Raw genomic sequence first — 24,466 nt, forward strand, 5'->3', positions numbered from 1 at the left:
GTGGTTTCCCCGTCCGTCTTGGCGGAGGGCTTCCGCTCGTGAGGACGCAGTGCGCCGTGGGCGGGCGGGCCTGCCTGATGCTCCGCGTGCAGAACTTTGCAAGGTCCCTGCAATGGCGGGCGCTCACGATGAGAGACGTCCGTCGTACGAAGGTCGTGGTTGCTCGGCCCGACCGCTTCCGGAAGGGGCATGGGTGAGCATTGTCGAGGAAGACCTGCTGTGCCGGTCCGCCGGGCCGCACGCACTCGCTCCCCCGGAGCAGCCGCCCGGACTGCGTGCCAGGGTGGCCGAACTGACGGCGGTGCGCGAACGTGTGCTGGCCGGACCGAGCGCAAAGGCCACCGAGGCGCAGAAGAGGAAGGGAAAGCTGACGGCGCGTGAACGCCTGGAACTCCTCTTCGACAACGGCGCGTTCACCGAGACCGAAGGGTTCCGCCGGCATCGGGCCACTGGTTTCGGCCTGGAGGACAACCGGCCGTACACGGACGGTGTGATCACCGGCTGGGGCCGGGTCTGGGGCCGCGAGGTCTTCGCGTACGCCCATGACTTCCGCATCTTCGGTGGGGCCCTCGGTGAGGCGCACGCGCAGAAGATCCACAAGGTGATGGATCTGGCGGAAAAGGCCGGCGCCCCGATCGTGGGGCTGTGCGACGGTGCCGGTGCCCGTATCCAGGAGGGGGTAACGGCGCTGGCCGGGTACGGCGGTATCTTCCAGCGCAATGTCCGCAACTCCGGAGTGATTCCGCAGATCAGTGTGATCATGGGGCCGTGCGCGGGCGGCGCCGCCTACAGTCCGGCGCTGACCGATTTCGTCTTCATGGTGCGCGGCACCTCGCAGATGTTCCTGACCGGGCCGGACGTGGTCCAGACGGTCACCGGTGAGCGGATCACCCAGGACGGCTTGGGCGGCGCGGATGTGCACGCGGGCCGCTCCGGTGTGGCGGGTTTCGCGTATGACGACGAGGAGAGCGCGCTGGAGGACGTGCGGCATCTGCTGTCGTACCTGCCTGCCAACAACCGTGAGCGGCCGCCCGTCGTACCGGTCGGCGACTCGGCGAAGCGGCGCACCGACGCGCTGCTCGACCTGGTGCCCGCCGACCCCCACCAGGCGTATGACATGCGCCGGGTCATCGAGGAGATCGCCGATGCCGGAGAGTTCTTCGAGGTCCACGAGGCGTGGGCGCCCAATGTGCTGTGCGCGCTGGCCCGGCTGGCCGGCCAGGTGGTCGGGATCGTGGCCAACCAGCCGCTGGCCATGGCCGGGGTGCTGGACATCCACGCCTCCGAGAAGGCCGCGCGCTTCGTCCAGTTCTGCGACGCCTTCAACATCCCGCTGGTCACCCTCATCGATGTGCCGGGCTTCCTGCCGGGTGTCGATCAGGAACACAACGGTGTGATCCGGCACGGAGCAAAGCTCCTGTACGCGTACTGCAATGCCACCGTGCCCCGGGTCTCCCTGGTCCTGCGCAAGGCTTACGGAGGCGCGTACATCGTGATGGACTCCCGGTCGATCGGGACTGATGTAGCGCTGGCCTGGCCGACCAACGAGATCGCCGTGATGGGTGCCGAAGGCGCGGCCAACATCGTCTTCCGGCGCGAGATCGCTGCTTCTCCTGACCCGGAGGCCACCCGTCGCCGCCGTATCGAGGAGTACCGGCGTGAGCTGATGCATCCCTTCTACGCTGCCGAACGCGGCCTGGTCGACGACGTGATCGACCCCGCTGAGACCCGGTCGGTGTTGATCGACGTGCTCGCCATGCTGCGCGGGAAACACGCCTCCATGCCGAGCCGCAAGCACGGGAACCAGCCCCAGTGAGCCCGCGGGCCGAGGAGGCATCCGTACGAGAACTGCTCGCGGCCGGTTCCTGGCGGATCGTCAGGGGCGACCCCACCGCGGAGGAGGTGGCGGCGCTGGTGGTGGCGCTCGGCACGGTGCTGTCCCTGAGCGCCGGAGCACAGAGCGGGACGGCGCACACCATCGTGAACGGCGCGCGGCACGGCGCTCCCTGGCATGCCCCGACTCCCGCGAACGGGGCGGCAACGGCTACGTCGTGGGCCGCGGGGCCGCGGCCCGGATGGCGGATGGCGGCATGAACGGAATGGGTGGCGGACTGCGCTGGTTGACCGCGGGGGAGTCCCACGGCCCCGCTCTGGTCGCGACGCTGGAGGGGCTTCCCGCCGGTGTTCCGATCACCACGGAGGCGGTGGCGGACGACTTGGCCAGGCGGCGGCTGGGCCATGGGCGTGGCGCGCGCATGACGTTCGAGCGCGACGAGGTGACCTTCCTCGGCGGGGTGCGGCACGGCCGGACGCTGGGGTCGCCGGTCGCGGTAGTGGTGGGGAACTCGGAGTGGCCGAAGTGGGAGCGGGTGATGGCGGCGCATCCCGTGGAACCGGCGGAGCTGGCCGCACTCGCGCGCAACGCGCCGCTGACCCGGCCCCGGCCGGGCCACGCTGACCTGGCGGGGATGCAGAAGTACGGGTTCGCTGAGGCGCGTCCGGTGCTGGAGCGGGCTTCCGCGCGGGAGACTGCGGCCCGGGTGGCACTGGGCGCGGTCGCCCGGGCGTATCTGAAGGAGACGGCCGGGATCGAGGTCGTCTCGCACGTGGTGGAGCTGGCGTCGGTGAAGGCGCCACACGGTGGATATCCGGCCCCGGCCGATGTGGCGAGGCTGGACGCACATCCGGTGCGCTGCCTGGACCCGGACGCGGGCAGGGCGATGATCGCGGAGATCGACCGGGCCCACCAGGAGGGTGACACGCTGGGTGGTGTGGTCGAGGTGCTGGCCCATGGTGTGCCGGTCGGCCTCGGCTCCCATGTGCACTGGGACCGCCGGCTGGACGCGCGGCTCGCGGCGGCCCTGATGAGCATCCAGGCGATCAAGGGCGTAGAGATCGGGGACGGCAATGCCCTGGCCCGGGTGCCTGGTTCCCGGGCCCACGACGAGATCAGGGCGACCCGAGACGGCATCAGGCGCGCATCGGGCCGCTCCGGCGGTGTGGAGGGCGGTCTGACGACGGGTGAGGTGGTGCGGGCACGTGCGGCGATGAAGCCGATCGCCACCGTGCCGCGCGCGCTGGCCACGGTGGATGTCGCGACGGGAGAGGCGGCCACGGCGCATCACCAGCGCTCGGACGTGTGCGCCGTGCCGGCCGCCGGGATCGTGGCGGAGGCGATGGTCGCGCTGGTCCTCGCGGATGCGGTGGCGGAGAAGTTCGGCGGTGACAGCGTGCCGGAGACCCGCCGCAACGTGCAGTCGTACCTCGACCACCTTCGGATCCGGTGAGCGGGCCGCCGGTCATGGCACGAGCCGGCGGGGTGCCGCCGTCGTCCGTACACGGTCCGGCTCATGGGGGGCGCTGCGTGTGGCTGCGGCCTGCCGCAGGGCACCCGGCGGGACGGGACACCACGGCGGCTGCACCGTGATCCGTCGTGGAGTTCGTCAGCTTGCCTCGTGTGCGGGTTTCTTGATCTGGGGGAGGGCGGCCTCGATGATCTCCTCCACGCGCGTGGTCAGATCCGCGCGGTTGTTGAGCCGCCATGAGATGTGTTGCATCCCGAAGAACGCCGCGACCAGGACCCGCCCCAGTACCTCGGGTTTGCACGAGGCCGGCAGCTCCCCGGCTTCCTTGGCCTCGCCGAGCAACTCGGTGATCGATTCGGTGAAGCCGTCGAAGGGCCGTGGCAGGGTGGCGTCGATGAGTGACGACTCGATCTGCAGACGTGCCCCCGCCTGGATGATCGTGTCGTCCCGGAAGGCGGCGGCCGTACGGTGCAGCAACTCGGCGACGGCTTGCACCGGCGGCAGTCCGGCCTTCCGGACCTTCTCGGTGATCAGCGGAAGCCGCTGGTAGAACTCCTCGGCGACGGCCACCGCCAAGGCTTCCTTGTTCGCGTAGTGGAAGTAGACGGCGCCTTTCGTCATCCCGGTCAGCTCGGCGACATCGAGCATGGTCACAGCGGGAAACCCCCGCTCCGCGAACGCGGTCGCGGCAGCGCTGAGGACTTGTTCCCGTGTGCGGACGGCCCGCTCCTGCTTGAGCTCCCGTGGCTTGCTGCCCTTGGCCGGGGCCCGGCGCAGCGGCTTGTCTGCGGCTTTCACAGTGCTCCTCTTCATGGCGCTGTTCTCGCGTGCTGCCTCCATCGTCCGTTGCGCGAAGGGGCATTGCAATATTCCTTCTCGAAGGTATATTTTTTCGCTGTGTCGGCCGGCCGGCACAGGAACGATCCACACAGCGTTCACCACGGGGCTATGGGGGAAAACGTGCTCAACGGTTCAAGTGTGGCTGGATCAGAGTTACCCGAAGTGACGGAAGGGGGGTCCGTCGGCGGCTGGTCCGTCGGTGTCGCGCGACCTCTTGAGTACCTCCGGCCTGTGCCGCGCACCCTCGTGCACCGTGCGGCCACGACCGAGGTCTTTTTGACCGACGCGGTCAAGGTCGGGGATGACGCCTTCCTGGTGGCCGCCCAGTGGCCCCGGGACCACTCCCTTTACCATCCTGACCTGTCCGGCCGCACCGATCCGCTGCTTTTTGCGGAAACGATTCGACAGGCGCTCGTCTATCTCGCGCACGAGTACTACGACGTACCGCACGGCCACCGGTTCGTGGCCTATGACCTCGATTTCCAGATCACGGACGCCTCCGCGCTGCGGGTGGCGGGGGCGCCGCATGCCGTGGTGCTCCAGGCGCGCTGCGCCACCGTGGGGCACCGGCCCCCGCGCCGCCACGGCCTGCGCATGGAGGTCGTGTTGACGGTCGACGGCGAGGTCTGCGGTCGTGGCGGTTTCCGTTTCGTCGCCGTGGACGAGCGCGTCTATCGCGCCCTGCGGGCCCGTAACTCCGTGCCGGGCGACCACGTCGCCCCGGCGTCATCGGGCACCGGCGGCTCCGCCACGAGCGTGTCGGCGGAGGCTGTCGGCAGGCTCCGCGGCAAGGACTGTGTGCTGGAGCGGAGGGAGCCGGGCGGCGAGTGGAGGATGCGGGTCGACACGGATCACGCGATCCTCTTCGACCACCCCAGCGACCATCTACCGCTCATGGTCGCCATGGAGGGATTCCGTCAGCTGGGCCATCTGCTCACCCATGACGACCCGTCAGGAAACCTGGGTCAGGCGCCCGCCGCCCCGCACACCCTTGTCTCGTGTGCCGTCACGTGCCACCTCTTCGCCGAACTGGACCTGCCGGTATCCCTGGCCGTCCGGGACGACCGCCGGATGGCAGGGGCGCGTCGGCTGCGAGTGGACGCGGTGCAGTGCGGCCGGGTGATCGCCGACTCCACGATGGTGTGGGCCGAGCCGCTGCCCTGATCGGCGCCCCGCTGACCACTGTCAGCGCTTGCGCAGGGCGGGAGCCAGGATGTCCCACATCTCGCGGACCCGGCTCGGCAGTTCCTTCCAGCCCGAGACGGGCGCCGTGCAGTGCGCGCCGAAGAGTACGGCGAGCAGGAGATCGGCGACCGTCTCGGGGGGGAGTTCCGGGCTGATGTCCTGCTCGCGCTGGGCGTCGCCCACCAGGCGCACCGTGTGGTCCCGCAGCTGGGAGAGCACCGCCGGCGGCTCCGCTCCGGCCTTCGCGCTGTCCAGCGCCAGCCGCAGCGCAGCGGTGACACGGATATCCGTGTGGAGTCGGTCGGCGAGTGAGAACGTCAGGGAGCGGAGCTTTTCCCACGCTGGGGCATGCGGGTCGTCCGCGCTGTCGGCCAGCGTCCGAACCGCTTCGTCCAGCCGTTCCACCAGGGCCGCGGCGAGTTCCTCCTTCGACGAGAAGTGGCCGTACAGGGCCCCTTTGGTGAGGCCGGTACGCTCGGCGACCCGCTGCAGGTTCGTGTTGGGGTAGCCCTGCTGGGCGAACTCGAAGGCCGCCGCGTCCAGTACGCGCTCGTATGTCTGCAAAGACCGTGCTTGCTTCCCGGCCATCCGTTCTTCCCTTCTATGGCCCGCCTCTCTAAAGATACCTTCACGCAGGAATTTTCCTTGCGTGGAAGTCGGCAGGCCTTCGCCGTGATGAAGGGCATCAACCCATCTCAACCTTCACAGGAGTTCAAGCGATGACTGCGCTCACCCAGTCCTCTGTCCTCGGTGTTTCCCGTGCCCTCCCTGATTCCCCGGGAGGGATTTCCGCGGCTGATGCCGCCGCTGTGGCCTCCTGCGGCGTGGCGGCCGCCGAGCGGGAGCGGCGCATCGGCGCGCTGACCGCGCAGGCCCTGACGGAGGCCGGGTTCGCCCGGCACTTCGTGCCCCAGCGCTGGGGCGGCGGTGAAGGGGCTTTCACCGAGCTGTTCGACGCGACCGTCGAGGTGGCCGAGGGCTGTGCGTCAGCCGCCTGGTGCGGGGCGCTGTGGGCGGGGCACGGCAGATTCGCCGCGTTCCTGCCCGAGGAGGGGCAGCGGGACCTGTGGGGGGAGTCCCCCGATGTGCGGATCTCGGCCGCGGTCGTGCCTCCCGCGGGCAGCGCGGAGCCGGTGGACGGGGGCTGGCGCGTGCAGGGCACCTGGCGTTTCGCCAGCGGGGTGGATCACGCCGACTGGCTGCTGGTCGCCGTACCGGAGCCGTGCGAGACGGGCGGGCAGGCGCTGGTCTTCGCCGTGCCGCGCGAGGAGTTGCGGATCGTGGATTCCTGGAACAGTGTCGGGCTGCGTGGCACGGGCAGCCACGAGGTCGTCCTCCGGTCGGTCGTCGTTCCGGAGCGGCGCTCCTTCGGGATGGCCCGGATGATGAGTGGAGACGCGCGGCCCGGGCGGGCCCGCTGCTACGCGGCCCCCGCCCAACTGGTCGGCGGAGTACTGATGATGGCCCCGGCGCTGGGGGCGGCCCGGCGTGCGCTGCGGGTCTGGAGTGAGCTGGTCGTGGGTAAGGCGGCCAAGGGCACCGCCGACTTCGCCGTTCCTGTGTGGGAGGCGCTGGCCCGTTCCTCGGCCGAACTGGACGCCGCCGCACTGCTGTTGCGCGAGGTGGTGCGCCGTGCGGACGCCGAACCGAGAGCCGAGGGGGGCGTCGCGCACGGCCGGCGGGACGCCGCCGTTGCCGCGGAGCTGGTGGTCAACGCCGTCGAGCGGCTGTTCAGGACCGGCGGTTCGCACGGCGGTCATGCCGAGGGGGAACTGCAGCGCGCCTGGCGGGACGTGCACACCGCCACCGGACACGCGGCGCTTCGGCTGGGGGCAGCGGCGGAGGCGTACGGCCGGGCGACGGCCGCGGTGCTGTCGCAGGGACGGTGATCCGGTCGTGACCATGTGGGGGGTGGTGGCGGCCGGGCCCTTGGCTGTGGGCGGGGTGCGCCCTTCCGCGTTGGTGTTCTGTGATGTGGACGAGACGTTGATCGGCTGCAAGAGCCTGCTCGACTTTCTCCTTTTCCATTTCACCGAACGCTACGGCGCCAGCGGGGCGCGCCACAGCGGCGCCGTCGTCGACGCGCTGCGCGCACAGCAGGACGCGGGGGCATCGCGCGAGGAAGCGAACCGCAGCTTCTACCGGGGCTGGGCGGGCGAGCGGGCCGCCACGGTCGCCGCTTCGGGGCGGCGCTGGTATGCGCAGCGCTCGTGCGACCCGGACTTCTTCCGGCCGTACACCCGGGCCGCGTTGCACGCGCACCGCGCCCGTGGTGCCGTCGTCGCCCTCGTCTCCGGCTCGTTCCCGGCAGTGCTCGATCCCATCGCGGCAGCGGTCGGGGCGGACCATCTGCTGTGCGCACGTCCGGAGGTGCGGGGCGGCGTGCTCACCGGCGACCTGGTCGGCGGGCCGGTCATCGCCGAGGGGAAGCGTCGGCTCGTGAGGGAGCTGCTGAGCCGTTACCCGGATGTGGACCCCGAGGACTGCTTCGCGTACGGCGATCACGTCTCCGACCTGCCGATGCTGACCGAGGTCGGCCACCCCGTCGTCGTGGGCGACAACGCGGAACTGGTGGCCGGGTTGCCACGGGCGCACCGCTTGGGGCATAAAATTCCTTCGCGAAGGTATTAAACTGTCACGGGGACGAGGCCGCCGCTCCGGGGCGGCCGCCCCGGCCGCGCGACGCGGGGAACCGCGCGCGGTCCGTAGAGAGGGGCAGACGCACCATGCAGGAGGCATACGTGGCAACGGCCTGCCGGACCACGCGCGGGGCAGGGGCCTGCGGCCCTTCGGGAGTGCGCTGCGGCCGATTCCATGACCGAGTGTTAGTGGGGGCGGTCCTGTGAGCATCACCGACATCAGCACGGGCATCGGAACCGGAATCGGCGCGGTCCGCATGCCGTTGGCCCCGGTGGACTCCGTACACCTGCCGGGCGACGCGGAGGGCGCACCGGAGCCGCAGCACGGCCGGCTCTCGCCGGTCGAGGTGATTCCCATCGCCTCGTTGCTGCCGGCCGCCTCGCCGCGGCTCGACGGGGAGGACCCGGGCCATGTGCGGGCCCTCGCCGACTCCGACGCGACCCTCCCGCCGATCATCGTGCATCGCGACACGATGCGCGTGGTCGACGGGATGCACCGGCTGCGCGCCGCTGTTCTGCTAGGCCAGGAGCGGCTGCCGGTCCGCTTCTTCGAGGGCGCCGAGCAGGACGCCTTCGTCCTCGCCGTTGAACTCAACGTCAAGCACGGCCTGCCGCTCTCCACCGCGGACCGGGTCGCTGCCGCCGCCCGCATCCTGCGCTCGCACCCACAGTGGTCGGATCGCGCCATCGCGGCGGCGGCCGGACTCTCGGCCCGGACGGTGTGTGCCATCCGTCAGCGCACCGAAGGGACACAGCCGCAGGCCGGCTCGCGGGTCGGCCGGGACGGGCGGGTCCGCCCGCTCAGCACGGCGGTCGCCCGACGGCAGGCGAGCGAGTTCATCGCCGAGCACCCCGCGGCCTCGCTGCGCGAGGTCGCCGCGGCGGTCGGCATCTCACCGGGCACGGTCCGGGACGTCCGCAAGCGGCTGTTGCGCGGCGAGGACCCCGTACCGCCGGGCCAGCGCGAGTGCCGTGAATCCCGGGCGGCCGCCCCGCACCAGAAGGGCGGTCGGCCGGAGCCGCGCGTCAGGGCCGATACCGAAGCCGCCCAGCCGACGCCCGAGGACAGCGGCGAGCTGCTGCAGATGCTGAGCCGGGACCCCTCGGTGCGCCTCACCGAGAACGGCCGGTACCTGCTGCGGCTGATGGCCACCCATGCAGTCCCGGCCGGTCGGCGCCGGCAACTCGCCGAGAGCGTCCCGTCCCATTGCACCCCCCTGGCGGCCGCGCTGGCCCGCCAATGCGCCGCCGCCTGGCTGGAGCTCGCCCACAGCCTGGACGGCCGGCAGGACTGACGCCGGGTCCCGCCGTGCGACCGCTGTTCTGCAGCAGTCGCACACCACGGGGCCGGAAATCCGAGCTTGCGAACGCAGGTCCGTGTTGCCGCACCGAACGAGGAATCGATGCTTGACGAACTGGGTCTGGGGCCGGACGCCGAAACCGTGTACGGCGTCATGCTCAGGACGCCGCAGCTGGGAAGGTCAGAGCTGGCCGAGAGGCTGGGCTGGGCACCCGACCGGGTGGAGGACGCCTGGGACGAGCTGGGCCGGCTGACGCTCGTTCGCCCCTCCGCGGAACAGCCCGGGCGGATGCGGCTGGTCGACCCGGAACTGAGCCTGCCACATCTGCTCGTACGGCAGGAACGGCAGGTGCTCGCCCGCCAGAAAGCGGTGGCCGACGCGCGGATGGAGATCAGCAAAATGCTGATCGACCTGGTCGACGCCGGTTCAGCGTCCCGCACCTGCGGTGTCCGGCAGTTCACCGGGACGGACGCCGTCCGTTCACAGCTGGAACGGTACGCCCACAGCTGCGAGCGTGAGATCGCGGTGTTCGCCCCGCGCGGCGCACAGATCGGAGGGACGCCCGAGGCCTCCCGCCAGCTCGACCAGGCGGTGCTCGCCCGTGGCCTGCGGGCCCGGTACGTCTGCCTCGCCAGCCTCGGCAACGACCGGGCCGGGCTGGCGCACGCCCGGTGGCTGCGGAACAACGGCGGCGATGTACGGTGCGTGCCTCAGCTGCCGTTGCACCTGGCCGTCTATGACTCCCGCACCGCTGTGGTGCCCATCGACCCCGAGGCCGCCGACAAGGGCATCCTTGTGATGGACGGCGGGGGTGTGGTCACGGCCCTGCGTACCCTCTTCGAGCAGGTGTGGCAGCAGGCCGAGCCGCTGGACGCCGCCCCGGTGCCCGCCGACGGGGACCGCCCCAGCAGCCAGGAGCGGGCCGTGCTGGAACTGCTCGTCGCCGGGCACACCGACGATGTCGTCGCCCGCAAGCTCGGCATCTCCGTGCGTACCAGCCGCCGGATCACCGCAGAGCTGATGAACCGGCTGTCCGCCCGCAGTCGCTTCCAGGCGGGGGCGCTCGCTGCCGCTCGCGGCTGGCTCGACCCGGATACCCACCCGGTCGTGGCGCCGGGGACGTGACGGGGCCCGCAACGGTTCTCCACGGGCGCTCATGTCCGCAACATGCCGTGCACCGTCGGCCGGACCGCCGGCCCGGCCGGGGCATCCTCGCCCAGCGACTCGGCAAACAGTCGCACCAGTTCCGGGCAGCGGTACAGCGGCCATCCCCGTTCGTCCGTGCCGGGCAGCTCCAGCAGCCTGGTATCCGCCAGTGCCTCCAGCATCCGTTCCGCCTCGACCGGGGACAGGCCGAGCCGCGCCGCCGCATCCCGGGTGGTGAAGGGCCGCCCGCCGAGACCCGGCAGCGCGCGCAGCACCGCCAGGGACTCCGCATCCAGCTGCCGCGCCGAACGCCCCATGCTCTCCGCCACCGACAGCCCGCCGTAACGCAACTCCCCCAGGCGCGCGGCCGGTTCTGCGAGTCGGTCGGCCAGCCAGGTCATGGGCAGACGGGGACGGGCGGCGAGCCGGGCCCCCGCTATCCGCAACGCGAGCGGCAGTCCGGCGCAGTACGCCACCACGTCGCGTGCCGCGTCCGGCTCCCGCACCAAGCGCTCCGGTCCGGCCACCGCTTCCAGCAGGGCCAGTGACTCCCCGGGCCGCAGTGGCTCCAGCAGCACCGCGTGGATGCCGGGGGTGGCCGCCAGGGGCGTGCGGCTGGTGACGATCACCGCGGACCGGCTCCCGCCGGGCAGCAGCGCGTCCAACTGCAGCTCGGACACCAGGTTGTCGAGGACCACCAGCAGCGCGCTGCCCGCGGTCCTCGTACGGTAGCGCTGTACGAGTTCGGTCAGCTCTGCGTCGCCCGGGGCGTCGTCGCCGAGCGCTCGCAGCAGCGGGACCAGCACCCTGCGCGGATCTTTCGCCGAGCCGTCCCGGTCAGTGAGATCGGCGTACAGGTGGCCGTCGGGGAAGGCCGGCGCCGCGGTGTGCGCCACGTGGACGGCCAGCGTGGACTTCCCGATTCCCGCCGTGCCGGTGAGCAGGAAACGCCTCGGCCGCCGCGTCGATCCGTCGGGCGCGCCCGGGTGCTCCGGAGGAAGCAGCCGCAGCAGTTCGGATGCTTCCCGCTGCCGCCCGGTGAAGTCGCCGGCCTCCGGCGGGAGCATGGCCGGTACGGAACCGGGCGCGCCCGTTGCGGGCGGTGCGGCGGAGACGTCGATGCGGACCGCCTCCGTCGCTCCCGGTGCAGGGGCGACCAGCGCCGGATCGTTGTTGAGCACCGCGTAGTACGTGGCGCTCAGTGTGGTGCCCGGGTCGACCCCCAGCTCGTCGGCGAGCAGCTGCCGTCCGTGGTGGAACACCGCCAGCGCGTCGCTTTGCCGGTCGCAGCGGTACAGCGCCGTCATCAACTGGGCGCGCAGCCGTTCGCGCACCGGGAAGGCGTGCACCAGCCCGGTGAGTTCCGGGATCAGTTCCCGGTGCCGGCCCATCGCCAGATCCGCCTCCAGCCGGTCCTCCAGGGTGACCGCCCTGGCCTCTTCGAGCCGCGGTCGCTCGGCGTTCGCGAACGGCTCGGTGACATCGGCCAAAGCGCGTCCCTGCCACAGCCGTAAGGCCAGTGCGAGCTGTCGTCCCGCCCGTTCGAACTGGCGGTCGCGCAATGCCCGGGCTCCCTCGGCCGCCAGCCGCTCGAATTCCAGCACGTCGACGACGGCGTCCTCGGCCCGGAGCAGATAGCCGGACTGCCGGCGCACCAACTCGACCTCGGGCCCCAGGACTCCGCGGAGCCGTGACATGTAGGTATAGAGCTGCGCTGTCTTCGTCCCCGGGGGATTCCAGCCCCAAAGCGCCGAGCTCAGCGTGCTGTCGGGCACGGTCCAGCCGCGTGCCAGCACCAGTGCCGCGAGCGACGTCCGCACTTTTGCCCCCGACAGCACAACCATGCCGTCCGCGTTGATCGCCCCGATGTTTCCGAGCAGCTGGAATTTCATGGCTCCCCCCGGACTGACGAAGGATCAGTGGGATCGATCCTTGCGCTTGTCATTCTGGGCGCACGGCGCCTGCGCAACTGCAGAGCACGGAGTCAGGAAGTTGCGACGGCAGGACGCTGCCAGGGCCGTATAGAGGAAATATGGGCGAGGGGTCCGAGGCTATAGATGCCGGGCTCACGGTGACCGGCGGCAGTATCCATCCATCCACGATCCGCCGGAGGTCATCCGTGTCCGACACCGCACAGCTGGGCGGCACCGCTACCGACGTCGAACTCCGCCGCACCAACCGGTCCGTGGTCGAGAGGTATATGCACACCCTCGGTCAGGACCGGCTGGAACGTCATCACCTCTTCACCGACGACGGTGTCGGCGGCCTGTGGACTGCCGACACCCCCGGCCCGATAGCCATACACGGCCGGGACAGGCTCGGCGAGCACGCCGTCTGGTCGCTGCAGTGCTTCCCCGACTGGGTCTGGTACAACATCGAGATCCACGAGACGCAGGACCCGAACCGCTTCTGGGTCGAGTGCGACGGCAAGGGAAAAATCCGCTTCCCCGGCTATCCCGAGGGTTACTACGAGAACCACTTCATCCACTCGTTCCTGCTGGAGAACGGCAAGATCAAGCAGGCCCGGGAGTTCATGAATCCCTTCAACCAGCTCCGGGCACTGGGAATTGATGTGCCGGTGATCGAGCGGAAGGGAATTCCCACCTAGGGAAGGGCAAGCTGCGCTCCGTTCCAGGTGGCCGGCTGCGCGGACGTGCCGTACGCGACACATTTCCGCGCGGCACCGACCGGAAACGAGGGCCGTACGCCGACCGGGGCGGCACCCGTCGTCCACCACTACCGTAGAAAGGGTTTATACGTCATGAGGGCAATGATCGCCTGGTGGGATTTGGGGGAATCCGACCAGACCATCGAGTCCCTGCGGGATTTCCTGCGCGACGAGGCGGTCGACGCGTGGAACCGCGTGCCGGGGCTGATCCACAAGTACTGGATCGCCGACCAGGAGAACGACCGCTGGGGCGCCGTCTTCATCTGGGAGTCGGCCGAGGCCGCCGCGCCACCGCACCCGCGCAGCGCCGCCGAACTCATCGGATACCCGCCCACACACCGCTGGGTGTTCGACATCGAGGCCATCGCCGAAGGCGTCCATGCGCTGCCCCGCCTCGCCGGTCAGGGCCTCGCCCTTCAAGCATGAGCACGGTGGAGGCACACGTGAGCGACTCGTCCGAATTCCAGAATCTTCCCGCCGACCCGATCGAGCTCTTCCGCACATGGTTCGGCACGGCGCCCGAGCGTGGTGTCCGGGAGCCCGGAGCCCTCGCACTGGCCACCGCCGACGCGGAAGGACGCACCTCCAGCCGCATCGTCCAGATCAGTGCCGTCACCGAGCGGGGCCTGGTGTTCACCAGCCACGACAGCAGTCGCAAGGGCCGCGAACTGGCCGCCCGGCCGTGGGCGTCAGGGGTGCTCTACTGGCGCGAGAGCGGCCAGCAGATCGTCCTCGCCGGACCGGTGGAACGGCTGCCGGACGCCGAGGCGGACGAACTGTGGTTCTCGCGCCCGGTGCAGACCCATGCGATGACCACGGTCTCCCGGCAGAGCGAAACCCTCGACGACGAGGCGGGGCTGCGCGCCGAGGCGGACCGGTTGTCCGCGCTCGGAGTGCTGCCCCGGCCAGCGCCTTTCGCCGGCTATCTGCTGGTCCCCGAATCGGTGGAGTTCTGGCAGTCCCGCCAGGACCGGCTGCACCTTCGCCTGAACTACCTCAGCACCGGCGACGGCTGGACCACGCGCTGGCTCCAGCCCTGACGAGTGAGTCCGAAGCCCGCCCGTACGGCCGCGCGCGCCGGCGGGCGCTTCGGCTCACCCTGCCGGGCTCGACCCACCCCTCCCACACGACAGAAAGGTGACGGACATGGCTCCGGCGCCCGCGCGAATGGACGGATGATGCACGCCTACATGGTCGCAGACGCCTTTACGAGTACGCGCCTCGAAGGCAACCCGGTGGCCGTCTTCCTCGATGCGGCTGACATACCGGGCCCGCGTATGCAGCGCATCGCACGGGAGATGAACCTGTCGGAGACCACCTTCGTCCTCCCGCCCCAAGAGGGCGGCGACGCCCGTATCCGCATCTTCACCCCGGTCAACGAGCTGCCGTTCGCGGGCCATCCCATGCTGGGTACCGCCATTGTCCTGGGCGAATCGATCCGCGCCAACCGCCTGCGGCTCGAAACGGGGATGGGCGTCATCCCGTTCGTCTTCGACCGGGGCGACGACGGCAAGATCGTTTCCGCCCGGATGAAACAGCCCATACCCACCTGGGAGGTCTACGAGCACGCCGAGGAACTGCTGGCCGCGCTCGGTCTGGACGCCTCCACACTGCCGGTGACGGCCTATCGCAACGGCCCCCGTCACGTCTACGTGGGACTGGAGAGCATCGAGGCGCTCTCGGCTCTCGAACCGGACCACAAGGCGCTCACCAAGTTCACGGACATGGCCGCCAACTGCTTCGCGGGGTCCGGCACCCACTGGCGCAACCGGATGTTCTCGCCCGCGTACGGGGTGGTGGAGGACGCGGCCACCGGATCGGCCGCCGGTCCACTTGCACTGCACCTGGCGCGGCACGGCCTGATCAAGTTCGACGAACAGATCGAAATCCAGCAGGGCGTCGAAATGGGGCGCCTTTCCACCATGTTCGCCACGGCGACGGGCAAGGCCGAACACGTCGAGTCGATCGAGGTGGGCGGTTCGGCGGTCATCGTTGCCCGCGCCGGGCTCATGGCCTGAAGGACGGGGGAGTGGCACAGTCATGCCGCAAGACAGCGGAACCGAATGGCCCCTGACGGCCAGAGAACCCGAACTCGACGGTGTCGCCGCCTCGTTGGTGCGGGGCGGCGCGCTGCTGACAGGTGGGCCGGGCACCGGTAAGAGCCGGCTGCTGCACGCCGCCCTGGAACGCGCGGAACGGGCCGGGCACGCCATCGCGTGGCTGCACGGCCCGCTCGACACGGACCTCGTCCGGCACTTGGGCGAGGCCCCGGCCGACGGCGGTGACGGGAGGCGGCTGGTGCTCGGCGCCGACGACGTACACCTCGCTGACCCGGGCGCGGCGGAGCGCCTCTACGGACTGGTGCGAGCAGGCCGGGCCGCCCTGGTCGCGGCGGCCCCGGCGGGAGCCGTACTGCCGGAAGGGATCTCCCGGCTCTGGGTGGAGCGGCTGGTCGAGCGCATCGATGTCGATGTGTTCGACCGCTCCGCGTTCGCCCGGATTCTGCACGCACGGCTCGGCGGCCATGTTGCCGGGGCGGCACGGGACCGGCTGTGGTCACTCACCCTCGGCAACGCGCGGTTTCTGTGCGAACTGGTGGACTCCGCCCTCGAAGCGGGCACCCTGCGGCCGGTGGGGGAGGCCTGGCAGTGGCCCGGCCTCCCCCGCGAGCCCTACCCGCGGCTTGCCGAAGTGGTACGGCTGCACCTCGGGCGGCTCGCACCGGACGAGGCCGAACTCGCCGAGATGATCGCTCTCGCCGAGCCCCTGGAGGCGGGTCTGGCGCCCGTCGAAGAACTCGCCCGCGCCGCCGAGTCCCTGAACCGACGCGGCATCGTCGTGGCCGAACGGGCCGGCCGCCGGCTGCGGCTGCGTCTCGCCCACCCGCTCTTCGGGCCGGTCCTTACCGCGGACCTTCCCGACCTCACGGCCCGCCGCCTGCGGCTGCGGCTGGCCGACGCCATCGAAGCCGCGGGCGGGTGCCGCTCCGAAGACGGCCCCCGGGTGGTCTCCCTCCGGCTCGCCGCCGGCCTTGAACCGCCCCCCGCACAGCTGGCGGCCGCGGCCCGGTCCGCCCTGGACCGTCGCGACTTCGCTCTCGCGGAACGGCTGGGCCGCCGGGCGCGGGCCGCCGGCAGTGGCCCGGCGCCCGCCGGGACCGGGCCGGTGCTCGCGCAGGCGCTGGCCGGACAGGGGCGCCACGAGGAGGCGGAAGAGGAGTTCGCGCGGGCTGACGGAGGCGCCGCGCAACGAGCGGTGAACATGGCCTGGGGACTGCACCGGGTGGCGGAGGCAGACGGCCTCGTGGCGGCGGCCTTGGCGGCCGGTGCAGCGGATGCCGGGCTGCTCGGCGCGCGGTCCGAGCTGCGACTGCTGCAGGACCGTACCGGCGAGGTGGCGGCGGCCGGCTCTCCGGACTCCCCCGCGGCACCGGCCCTGATGCCCCTCGCCGCCTTCGCCCGCATCGAGCGGGGCGACGCCGCGGGGGCCCTCGCCCTGCTGCGGGAGGTACGCCCCGCACTCGACGGCTGGGACCGGGAGAACCGGCTCGCCGCACAGCTGCTGGCCGCTCGCGCCGCCTTCCAGACCGGCGAGACGGCCGAACTCGCCACGGCGCTGGACAGCACTCGCCGGTACGGCGCCGGGCACCGCGGTGAGGCGAGGGCCGCCGTCTTGCGGGCCCGTACCTATCGAAGCGCCGGGCGTTACGCCGAGGCCGTGGCACTCCTGCGCCGTGCGTGCGCCCTGGCCGACCCCTTCGACTGGTTCACCACCCCTGCCTGGACGACGGCGCAGCTCGCCGGCGCGCTGGCCGAGGCCGGCGAACACGCCGAGGCGGTACACACCGTCGTCGACGCCCTTGCCGTCCAGCGGCAGGCGGTGGAGTACCCGCTCGCGGCCGACGGCACAGCGTTGGAGCACGCCTTGGTCCTCGCGCACGTCGGCGACCGCTTCGGCGCGGTACGCCACGCCCAGCGGGTCGGGGTCGGCGCGGCGGCCGCCGGGCGCCTCCAGCAGGCGGTCACGGCATGGCACCTGGCGGGCCGCGTCGGTGACCCGGGACCGGCCGCGGCACGCCTTGCCGACCTGGCGGTACCGGCCGAGGGCCGCGGATACCTCGCGCTGCTGGTGGCCCATGTGCGCGCCCTCTCCCGGTACGACGGCGACGCGCTCGACGCCGTCGCCGACCGGTTCGCCGCTCTCGGCGTGTTGCCGCTGGCCGCGGAGGCCGCCGCGCAGGCCGCCCGCGCCCACCGGACCGCGGGTCGCCGCCGTATGAGCCGCACGGCACGGGTGCGCTGCGCCGAACTCCTCGCCGGGTGCGACGGGCGGCTGCCGCCCTGGGTGGCGGCTCCCGCGGCCGGGCCCGCCGCCGTCACGGCCCGGCTGACCACCCGCGAGCGCGAGGTGGCCTGGCTGGCGGTCTCCCGGCTGTCCAACCAGGAGATCGCGGACCGGCTGGTGGTGTCGGTCCGTACCGTGGAGAACCATCTGCACCGCGTCTACGGAAAGCTCGGTGTGACCGCACGCAGCGAACTCGCCCACCACCTGTAGGGAGGGCAGCGGGGCGGCCCCGGCCGGCGAGCGGCCGGGGCCCTCCTCCGTGTCCCGCCTCACACGCCCACCGGAGTCGCCAACTCGGCCACCAGACGGCCGAGTTCCCGCGTTTGGCTGCGGTTGAGACGGGGATCGCAGGCCGACTCGTAGCGACGTGGCACATCCCTGAGCCCCACCCCTGCGCCGACGCATTCCGTGACCTCCTCGCCGGTCATCTCCAGGTGCAGGCCGCCGGGGTGGGTACCGAGCGCCCGGTGCACCTCGAAGAAGCCGGTGACCTCGTCCAGGACGGTGTCGAAGTGACGGGTCTTGTGCCCGGACGGCGCGCTGAAGGTGTTGCCGTGCATCGGGTCCGTCACCCAGGCGACCGGTGCCCCCGCCGCGGTGACGCTCTCCACCAGGCCCGGCAGCACGTCCCGTACCCGCTCGGCGCCCATCCGTGCGATGAAGGTCAGCCGGCCGGGTTCCCGGCCGGGATCGAGCCGCTCCACGAGGGCGAGCAACTCCTGCGGCGTGGCCGTCGGACCGACCTTCACCGCGACGGGGTTGCGGAGGCGGGACAGGAAATCAATGTGCGCGCCGTCCGCGTTCCGGGTCCGCTCTCCCGCCCACAGCAGGTGGCCGGAGCCGGAGTACGCCTCACCTGTGCGGGCGTCGGTACGGGCCAGCGGGCGCTCGTAGTCGAGCAGCAGCGCCTCGTGCGAGACGAACAGCTCCCGGCACGCGGCCTGCCCGCCGTGCTCGGCGAGCAGCGAACGCACCACGTTGAGCGTCGCGCCCGACGCCGCGTACATCTGGAGCATCCGGTGCGGGTCGGGGGTGCGGGCCCCGGCGGTGAACTGCAGGCCGTTCACGGCGTCGCCCCGGTACGAGGGCAGTGTCACCCCGTCCTTGGTTTCGACGGGCTGGGACCGCGGCTTGGCGTACTGGCCGGCCAGCCGGGCCACGACCACGACGGGCAGGAACATGGCCTCGCTCAGCTCGTCCGCCGTCGCGAACAGGGTGTCCATCCTGCGTGAGACGGTATCGAGAGACAGGTCCCGGAAGGTCTCGGCGCAGTCGCCGCCCTGCAGCACGAACGCGTCGCCGAGTGCGACGGCCGCCATCCGCCGCCGCAGGGTGTCGCACTCCGCGGGCAGCACCAGCGGCAGCCCGGCGGCGAGCCGCTCCGTGACCGTCTCCAGCTCGGCGCCGTCGGGCCATACCGGCTGCTGCAAGGCTTCCGGGGCGGTGGTGGGCGAACTGACCAGGAGCGCACTCATGCGACGACCTCACGATCCGTGGAAGAGGGAGAAGATTCCAAAAACGCCTGCCCGTGCGGGAAGACGCCGCTGACCAGCCGTTCCAAGATGCTCACGCCGCCGCGTGACATGACCGACTCCGGGTGGAACTGCACGGACGCGAACCCCGCGCCGCGCAGCCCGTACACCTCCCCGGTGACGGGATGCCTGGCGACTTCGACCAGGCCGGGCCGTTCGGGTGGGCCGGGGAAGACATCCGCCGCGCTGACGGCGGTGAACGTGTTGTAGAAGTAGACGTCCTCACGCTGCCCGAACAGCTCGATGCTGCGCTGCACCCCCTGGTGGGGCACCTCCTTGCGCCGGAGCTCCAGGCCGAGGACGCCGCTGAGTGCCTGGTGGCCCAGGCACACCGACAGGAACGGGGTGCCGCGTGCCAGCAACTCCCGGGTGAGGGAGCGCAGATGGGCGATCTTCGGCTGACCGGAGTCCCGGGGATCACCCGGTCCGGGGCCGACCACGACGAGGTCGTTGCCGTCGATCTCGTATGCCTCGTCGAAGCGGCGGACGCGTACATCGAGCCCCAGCGAACCCATCAGGTCCGCGCCCATAGCGGTGAAGGTGTCCTCCGCGTCCACGAACAGCACGCGCAGTCCCGCCAGCGGGGAATCACGCCGCCGCCGCTCGGGGGCGGTGCGCCAGAACGGTGCCAGCGGCTCGTTGCGGGCGGCCAGAGCCGAGCTCACCGCCGGCATCAGGGTCAGCCGACGGGCCGCCGCTGCGGCCGGGGAGACCTCACCCGGCTCGGCGCCCCGGCCCGCGCCGGGTCCGCCGTGGACCACGCTGAGAAGTCCGGCGGCCTTGGCCCGGGTCTCGGCGGCCTCGCTGTACGGGTCCGAGTCGCGTACCACCGTCGCACCGACGCTCAGCCGCAGCCTTCCGGAGCGGTCGACGTCGGCCGTACGGATGAGGATGGCCGAGTCCAGCGCACGGTCCCCGTCCGCGTCACGGCCCACGAGTGCCGCGACCCCCGCGTAGTAACCGCGGCCATCGGGCTCGTACTTGGAGATCACCCGGCAGGCGCTCTCCAGCGGGCTGCCGGTCACCGTCGGCGCGAACAGCGTCTCGTGGAGGATCTCCCGTGCGTCGAGGCGGGAGCGGCCCTCGACGAAGTACTCGGTGTGCGCGAGCCGGTCCATCGCGCGCAGCCGCGGCCCGACCACCCTGCCACCGCCCTCGCACACCCGGCTCATCATCTTCAGTTCCTCGTCGACGACCATGTAGAGCTCATTGGCTTCCTTGCGGTCGGCCAGGAACTCCAGCACCCCGTCCGCCGACGGGCCGGACGGCGGATAGCGGTAGGTGCCGCTGATCGGGTTCATCACCGCCGTACCGGAGTCCACCGTGATGTGGCGCTCCGGGCTTGCGCCGATCAGGGTGCGGTCCCCGGTGTGGACCAGGAACGTCCAGTACGCGCCCGCCGAGTGGCGCAGCAGCCGGCCGAAGAGGGCCAGCGCCGTGCGCGGCGACCAGTGGTCGAGCTGCGTGGCGAAGGTGCGCTTCAGCACGAAGTTCGCCCCTGCACCGGTGCCGATCTCCTCGTCGATCACCCGTCGCACGGCGTCGGCGTACGCGTCGTCGTCCAGGTCGAACCCCAGGTCGTGGGCGGTGACCGGGACGTCGGGGAGACGTGCGAGCACCTCGTCGACGGGGGCGGCGGCCTGCCGGGCGATGTCCATGACGAGCAGCGGCGCGCCGTCGTCGGGGGCCTCGAAGCCCCGCTCGGCGATCTGCCGGTACGGCAGCAGCACCAGCGCCTCGTGGCGGTTGCGGCCGCCCTCGGGCGGGAGGGGGACGTCCGCGATGACGTCGGCCTCGCGTAGGTCGCCGGTGAGCAGCTCCACCCGGCCGCCGTCCGCCTCCGGGCGGTGCAGCAGCGCGAAGGCGACCGGCGGCGCCGGACCGGTCAACTCGTCCAGCAGGCAGTGGTCCGGGTGTCCGGTCATCGCAGGGCTCCTGTGGTCTCGAGCGCCAGCGCGTCCAGCACCGTGTCGGTGGGCACGACCATGGCGCAGCGTTTCGCGGCGTACTCCAGCGCCATCCGGTGCTCTTCGGCGGAGAAGTCGGCGACGGCGTCGGCGACGAGGAACGGCTGGATGTCGTGGGCGAAGGCCTCGCACGCGGTCTGCAGCAGCCCGACGTGTGCGTACACCCCGCACAGCACGAGTTGGTCGCGGCCGTTCGCGCGCATCAGATCAAGCAGGCCGGTGTGGAAGAAGGCGCTGGGCCGCCACTTGACGAAGACCGTGTCCTCGGCGGTCGGCGCGAGCGCCCCCGGAATGTCCCGGTCGGCAGCCGTGGCCCGCATGCCCGGACCCCAGAAGTCCGCGAGCAGGCCGCGCTGTTCGGGGGTCATGTCACCGGGCTGCGCGGTGTAGGCCACCGGTACACCGGCGGTGGCGGCTGCTTTGCGCAGGGCGGCCGCATGGGCCGTCAGCTCGGTCCCTGGGGACCGGCCGGCGAAGAATCTCAGGAAGTAGTGCTGCATGTCGTGGACGAGTAGCAGCGCACGGCGCGGGTCGACCGTCCACGAGGCGGTGTTCTCCGGCAGCCGGTCGGCCGTCGGCATGGCGTAGGCGGGGATGACGGGGATGGCGGCGTCGGCCATGGAGTCGTCTCCTTCGAGTGGCCTGGTGTCACGGGCCTGAAGAGGGGGCCGCGGGGGTGGTTGGCCCTCGGCACCGATGAGCACACCATCCGGGGGGCCGGAGTTCGTGAGTGGCCGTCACTCAAACCGGTCCGGTACGGGGCGGGGCCAGGCACGCAGGGCGGGGCGTCGCCACGACGTCGTGCGGCAGCAGCCGGCCGAACAGCAGCAGGCCGGGGAGCAGGGCGATCAGGACCGCCGCTGCCGGTGAAGGAGCCGAAGCACCGGCAGTCCGTCAGCGGGCACGCCGCCGAGCGACCGGCGGTGCGGATGAGTGGTGGCTACTCACGCCCGGTCCGGCCCCCGCGTGGTCTGGTGGAGCAGCCAGTCCCGCGACCAAGGAGAGACCGTGTCGACAGCAGCCCATCCGGTTCTGGACCTCCCGTTCGACAGTCACCCCGACCCGGAGGAGTTCATCCGTGCCGCGATGGAGTGGCACTTCCATCCGGATACCGGTTCGCCCTATTGGCTGGAGCGGGCCAAGTCGCTGGACTTCGATCCGCGTACGGACGTCAAGAGCCACGACGACCTTCAGCTCTTCCCGAACGTCGTCAACGAGATGCGTAAGGTGCCCGTCCACGCCCTGATACCCAAGGGCTACGGACCGCGCCCCGACGTCGTGGGCGTCTACGAGAGCGGCGGTACCACCGGAGCCCCCAAACGCGTGGTGTGCACCCGGGACTGGATGGAGCGCCTGGTCGAATGGAGCAACGCCAACCTGGACGAGCACGGCTTCCCCAGGGGCGTCGACTGGCTTGGCCTGACCCCCTCCGGCCCGCACATCGTCGGTGAGATCTTCCGCCGGTCCGCCGCCACCCACGGCCGTCACGGCTTCCAGGTCGACCTCGATCCGCGCTGGGTGAAGAGGCTCATCGCCGACGGCAGGGGCGATCAGGCCGACGCCTACGCGGAACACGTCATCGACCAGGCCGAGTTCATCCTGCGGACCCAGGAGATCGGGGTCCTCACCATCACCCCCGCTCTCCTGGAACGGTTGGTGCGCCGTGAGGGCCTGGTCGCGCTGGTCAACGAGAAGGTGAGGGCGATCCGCTGGGGCGGAACCCAGCTGGACCCCGACACCCACCACCTCTACCGCACCGAGATCTTCCCCGAGACCGTCCTGTACGGCCACTACGGCAGCACCATGATCATGGGGATCGCCGGCCAGCGGCCCGGCTCCGGCGACTCCTGTGTCTTCGACACCTTCTCGCCGTACGTCACCTTCTCGGTCGTCGACCCGGCCACCCGTCGCCCGGTGCCCTACGGCGAGCGCGGACAGGTCGTCATGAACCACGTCTCCAAGGCGTTGCTCCTCCCCAACAACCTGGAGCGCGACCTCGCCACCCGTGTCGAGCCGGTCGGCGGCCACGTCGGTGACGCGGCCGCCGACATCGCCCCGGTCGGGCGCTTCGAGAACGAGGCAGTCATCGAGGGGGTGTACTGATGGTGGCGTCGCAGGAGACCGATCGGACCGACGGTCTGATCCAGCTGGACGTGCTGGGGCCGTCGGGAACCTACCGTTCCCGCAACCGGGCCACCGTGCCGGATGTCTCCGGCCGGCCGGCCGTGGAACTCTCCCTCGCGCCCGCCGTGTACGTCGACCGGGCCATGACCGCGCTGCGCCGGGCCCGGCCGCTGCCGGTGGACGAGCGGGTCGCTGCCATCGTCCGCGCCGGGCGGCTGTTCGCCACCGGGACCATCAACGGTCTGACCGTGGGGGAGTACGAGTACGCGGTGAGCCGCGTGGGCGGGGTACCCCTCCAGGTGGTCCGCGCCGCCACCCGCACCGCACTGGAGCGCTCCGCGCAGCTCCACCAGGGGTTGCAGCATGCCCGCCCCTGGGGCGCGGTGGGCGACTGGCGCGACCCGCTCACCCGCGCCGGGCGGGCCGTGTGGACCCGGCGCGGTGAGGTCTTCGCGGTACACGCCGCCGGAAACCACCCAGGCACCCACACTCTTTGGCCCGAGGCACTGGCCCTCGGCTACCGCGTCGCAGTACGCCCCTCGCGCCGTGAGCCGTTCACCCCTCACCGCCTCGTGACCGCGTTGCGCATGGCCGGATTCGGCGAGGACCAGGTGGTCCTGCTGCCTACCGACCACGCCGCCGCGGAGGCCCTGCTGCGCGGCGCCGACCTCGCCTACGGCAGCGACGAGGTCATCCGCCAGTACGCCGGCGACCCCGCCGTGCTGCCGCTCATCCCGGGCCGCTCCAAGATCCTGCTCACGGCGGACACCGACTGGCGTGAGCATCTGGACACCGTCGTCGACTCGATTGCCCACCATGGCGGAACCGGCTGCGTCAACGCCACCGCCGTCCTCGTAGAGGGCGACCCCACCCCGGTCGCCGAGGCGATCGCGGAGCGTCTCTCGGCTCTCCCCAGTCTGCCGCCCGAGGACGACAGGGCGATCCTTCCGGTCCAGTCGGCCGTCTCCGCGCGGGCGCTGGAGAAGTACGTGCGCGACCGGGCCGCCGGCGCCCTCGCCCATCTGGGCGGCGACGGCTTCGTCGAGGAACTCGGCGACGGCAGCGCGGTGCTGCGTCCCGTCGTCCACCAGCTGGAGCGCGCCGACGATCCCCGGGCCGGTGCCGAACTTCCCTTCCCCTGCGTGTGGGTGGCGCCCTGGTCGCGCGAGGAAGGTGTCGCGCCGCTGCGTGACACCTTGATCCTCGGGGCGTACACCGAAGATGACCGGCTCATCGACGCGTTCCTCGACGAGCCCACCATCGCCAACGTGTACATCGGTGACCACCCCACGTACTGGACGGCCACGGGCATCCCGCACGACGGCTACCTCGCGCACTTCCTGATGCGTACCAAGGGCGTCATCCGCGGTTGAACGGCCCAGCCCACAACGGGTGATGCCCGGCTCCTTGCGGAG

Annotated in this window: 21 protein-coding genes; 15 read left to right on the forward strand and 6 right to left on the reverse strand. The window is 71.5% G+C overall.

The annotated features are described in order from the left end of the window. Positions 1–217: 217 nt before the first annotated feature. Genes ACWC9R_RS10910 through aroC form a run of 3 tightly spaced genes read left to right on the forward strand, consistent with a single transcriptional unit; the run spans position 218 to position 3,287 of the window. On the forward strand, positions 218–1,816 hold the full coding sequence (locus ACWC9R_RS10910; protein WP_450730643.1) for an acyl-CoA carboxylase subunit beta: 1,599 nt from the start codon (positions 218–220) through the stop codon (positions 1,814–1,816). Next, positions 1,813–2,094 carry a hypothetical protein gene (locus ACWC9R_RS10915; protein WP_450730460.1) on the forward strand — a complete coding sequence of 94 codons (282 nt, stop codon included), beginning with the start codon at positions 1,813–1,815 and terminating at the stop codon, positions 2,092–2,094. Before ACWC9R_RS10910 ends, ACWC9R_RS10915 begins: the two co-directional genes overlap by 4 nt. 5 nt (positions 2,095–2,099) lie before the next feature. Further along, positions 2,100–3,287 carry a chorismate synthase gene (gene aroC / locus ACWC9R_RS10920; protein ID WP_450730645.1) on the forward strand — a complete coding sequence of 396 codons (1,188 nt, stop codon included), beginning with the start codon at positions 2,100–2,102 and terminating at the stop codon, positions 3,285–3,287. 156 nt (positions 3,288–3,443) lie between these two features. Here the strand turns inward: aroC and ACWC9R_RS10925 are convergent, their stop codons facing one another. Further along, the gene (locus ACWC9R_RS10925) at positions 3,444–4,103 is read right to left on the reverse strand and encodes a ScbR family autoregulator-binding transcription factor (protein ID WP_450730462.1); all 660 of its coding nucleotides are present in this window, start codon (positions 4,101–4,103) and stop codon (positions 3,444–3,446) included. 273 nt (positions 4,104–4,376) lie between these two features. Between ACWC9R_RS10925 and ACWC9R_RS10930 the strand changes: the two genes are divergently transcribed. Continuing rightward, positions 4,377–5,309, forward strand: a complete 933-nt coding sequence (locus ACWC9R_RS10930) for a ScbA/BarX family gamma-butyrolactone biosynthesis protein (protein WP_450730464.1) — start codon at positions 4,377–4,379, stop codon at positions 5,307–5,309. Positions 5,310–5,330: 21 nt separating this feature from the next. Here ACWC9R_RS10930 and ACWC9R_RS10935 read toward each other — a convergent pair whose 3' ends face one another. Beyond that, entirely contained in the window at positions 5,331–5,918 is a 588-nt protein-coding gene (locus ACWC9R_RS10935; protein WP_450730466.1) for a TetR family transcriptional regulator, read from the reverse strand. Positions 5,919–6,139: 221 nt separating this feature from the next. Between ACWC9R_RS10935 and ACWC9R_RS10940 the strand changes: the two genes are divergently transcribed. The 4 genes from ACWC9R_RS10940 (at position 6,140) to ACWC9R_RS10955 (ending at position 10,395) form a co-directional block, all read left to right on the forward strand. Then, the gene (locus tag ACWC9R_RS10940) at positions 6,140–7,219 is read left to right on the forward strand and encodes an acyl-CoA dehydrogenase family protein (protein WP_450730468.1); all 1,080 of its coding nucleotides are present in this window, start codon (positions 6,140–6,142) and stop codon (positions 7,217–7,219) included. Positions 7,220–7,232: 13 nt separating this feature from the next. Further along, positions 7,233–7,961, forward strand: a complete 729-nt coding sequence (locus ACWC9R_RS10945; RefSeq protein WP_450730470.1) for an HAD family hydrolase — start codon at positions 7,233–7,235, stop codon at positions 7,959–7,961. Between the two features lie 211 nt (positions 7,962–8,172). Continuing rightward, a complete protein-coding gene (locus ACWC9R_RS10950; RefSeq protein WP_450730472.1) occupies positions 8,173–9,264 on the forward strand; it encodes a ParB/RepB/Spo0J family partition protein in 1,092 nt (363 codons plus the stop codon). A 108-nt stretch (positions 9,265–9,372) separates the two neighbouring features. Next, positions 9,373–10,395 carry a LuxR C-terminal-related transcriptional regulator gene (locus ACWC9R_RS10955; protein ID WP_450730474.1) on the forward strand — a complete coding sequence of 341 codons (1,023 nt, stop codon included), beginning with the start codon at positions 9,373–9,375 and terminating at the stop codon, positions 10,393–10,395. A gap of 29 nt (positions 10,396–10,424) precedes the next feature. Here the strand turns inward: ACWC9R_RS10955 and ACWC9R_RS10960 are convergent, their stop codons facing one another. Continuing rightward, positions 10,425–12,308 carry a BTAD domain-containing putative transcriptional regulator gene (locus ACWC9R_RS10960; protein WP_450730476.1) on the reverse strand — a complete coding sequence of 628 codons (1,884 nt, stop codon included), beginning with the start codon at positions 12,306–12,308 and terminating at the stop codon, positions 10,425–10,427. 227 nt (positions 12,309–12,535) lie between these two features. Between ACWC9R_RS10960 and ACWC9R_RS10965 the strand changes: the two genes are divergently transcribed. The 5 genes from ACWC9R_RS10965 to ACWC9R_RS10985 all read left to right on the forward strand — a co-directional run bounded on the left by ACWC9R_RS10965 (position 12,536) and on the right by ACWC9R_RS10985 (position 17,638). Beyond that, positions 12,536–13,024 carry a PhzA/PhzB family protein gene (locus tag ACWC9R_RS10965; RefSeq protein ID WP_393361232.1) on the forward strand — a complete coding sequence of 163 codons (489 nt, stop codon included), beginning with the start codon at positions 12,536–12,538 and terminating at the stop codon, positions 13,022–13,024. Between the two features lie 153 nt (positions 13,025–13,177). After that, positions 13,178–13,510, forward strand: coding sequence for a hypothetical protein (locus ACWC9R_RS10970; RefSeq protein WP_450730478.1), 333 nt, complete (start codon positions 13,178–13,180; stop codon positions 13,508–13,510). Between the two features lie 17 nt (positions 13,511–13,527). Next, positions 13,528–14,124, forward strand: a complete 597-nt coding sequence (gene phzG / locus ACWC9R_RS10975; protein ID WP_450730480.1) for a phenazine biosynthesis FMN-dependent oxidase PhzG — start codon at positions 13,528–13,530, stop codon at positions 14,122–14,124. A 150-nt stretch (positions 14,125–14,274) separates the two neighbouring features. Then, complete coding sequence (locus ACWC9R_RS10980) at positions 14,275–15,102, forward strand: PhzF family phenazine biosynthesis protein (protein WP_393361478.1); 828 nt, start codon at positions 14,275–14,277, stop codon at positions 15,100–15,102. A gap of 22 nt (positions 15,103–15,124) precedes the next feature. Next, the gene (locus ACWC9R_RS10985) at positions 15,125–17,638 is read left to right on the forward strand and encodes a LuxR C-terminal-related transcriptional regulator (RefSeq protein WP_450730482.1); all 2,514 of its coding nucleotides are present in this window, start codon (positions 15,125–15,127) and stop codon (positions 17,636–17,638) included. A 59-nt stretch (positions 17,639–17,697) separates the two neighbouring features. Here the strand turns inward: ACWC9R_RS10985 and ACWC9R_RS10990 are convergent, their stop codons facing one another. From ACWC9R_RS10990 to ACWC9R_RS11000, 3 genes are read right to left on the reverse strand one after another with little or no spacing between them, the layout of a single operon-like run. After that, a complete protein-coding gene (locus tag ACWC9R_RS10990) occupies positions 17,698–18,903 on the reverse strand; it encodes a 3-deoxy-7-phosphoheptulonate synthase (protein WP_450730484.1) in 1,206 nt (401 codons plus the stop codon). Further along, the gene (locus ACWC9R_RS10995; protein ID WP_450730486.1) at positions 18,900–20,885 is read right to left on the reverse strand and encodes an anthranilate synthase family protein; all 1,986 of its coding nucleotides are present in this window, start codon (positions 20,883–20,885) and stop codon (positions 18,900–18,902) included. Before ACWC9R_RS10995 ends, ACWC9R_RS10990 begins: the two co-directional genes overlap by 4 nt. Then, entirely contained in the window at positions 20,882–21,547 is a 666-nt protein-coding gene (locus ACWC9R_RS11000; protein ID WP_450730488.1) for an isochorismatase family protein, read from the reverse strand. Before ACWC9R_RS11000 ends, ACWC9R_RS10995 begins: the two co-directional genes overlap by 4 nt. Positions 21,548–21,935: 388 nt before the next feature. Between ACWC9R_RS11000 and ACWC9R_RS11005 the strand changes: the two genes are divergently transcribed. Together ACWC9R_RS11005 and ACWC9R_RS11010 are read left to right on the forward strand one after the other, a co-directional pair. Next, on the forward strand, positions 21,936–23,030 hold the full coding sequence (locus ACWC9R_RS11005; protein WP_450730490.1) for a phenazine antibiotic biosynthesis protein: 1,095 nt from the start codon (positions 21,936–21,938) through the stop codon (positions 23,028–23,030). Further along, positions 23,030–24,424, forward strand: coding sequence for an aldehyde dehydrogenase family protein (locus tag ACWC9R_RS11010; protein ID WP_450730492.1), 1,395 nt, complete (start codon positions 23,030–23,032; stop codon positions 24,422–24,424). Before ACWC9R_RS11005 ends, ACWC9R_RS11010 begins: the two co-directional genes overlap by 1 nt. Positions 24,425–24,466: the final 42 nt, after the last annotated feature.

It is taken from the genome of Streptomyces sp. NPDC001219 (assembly GCF_053597915.1).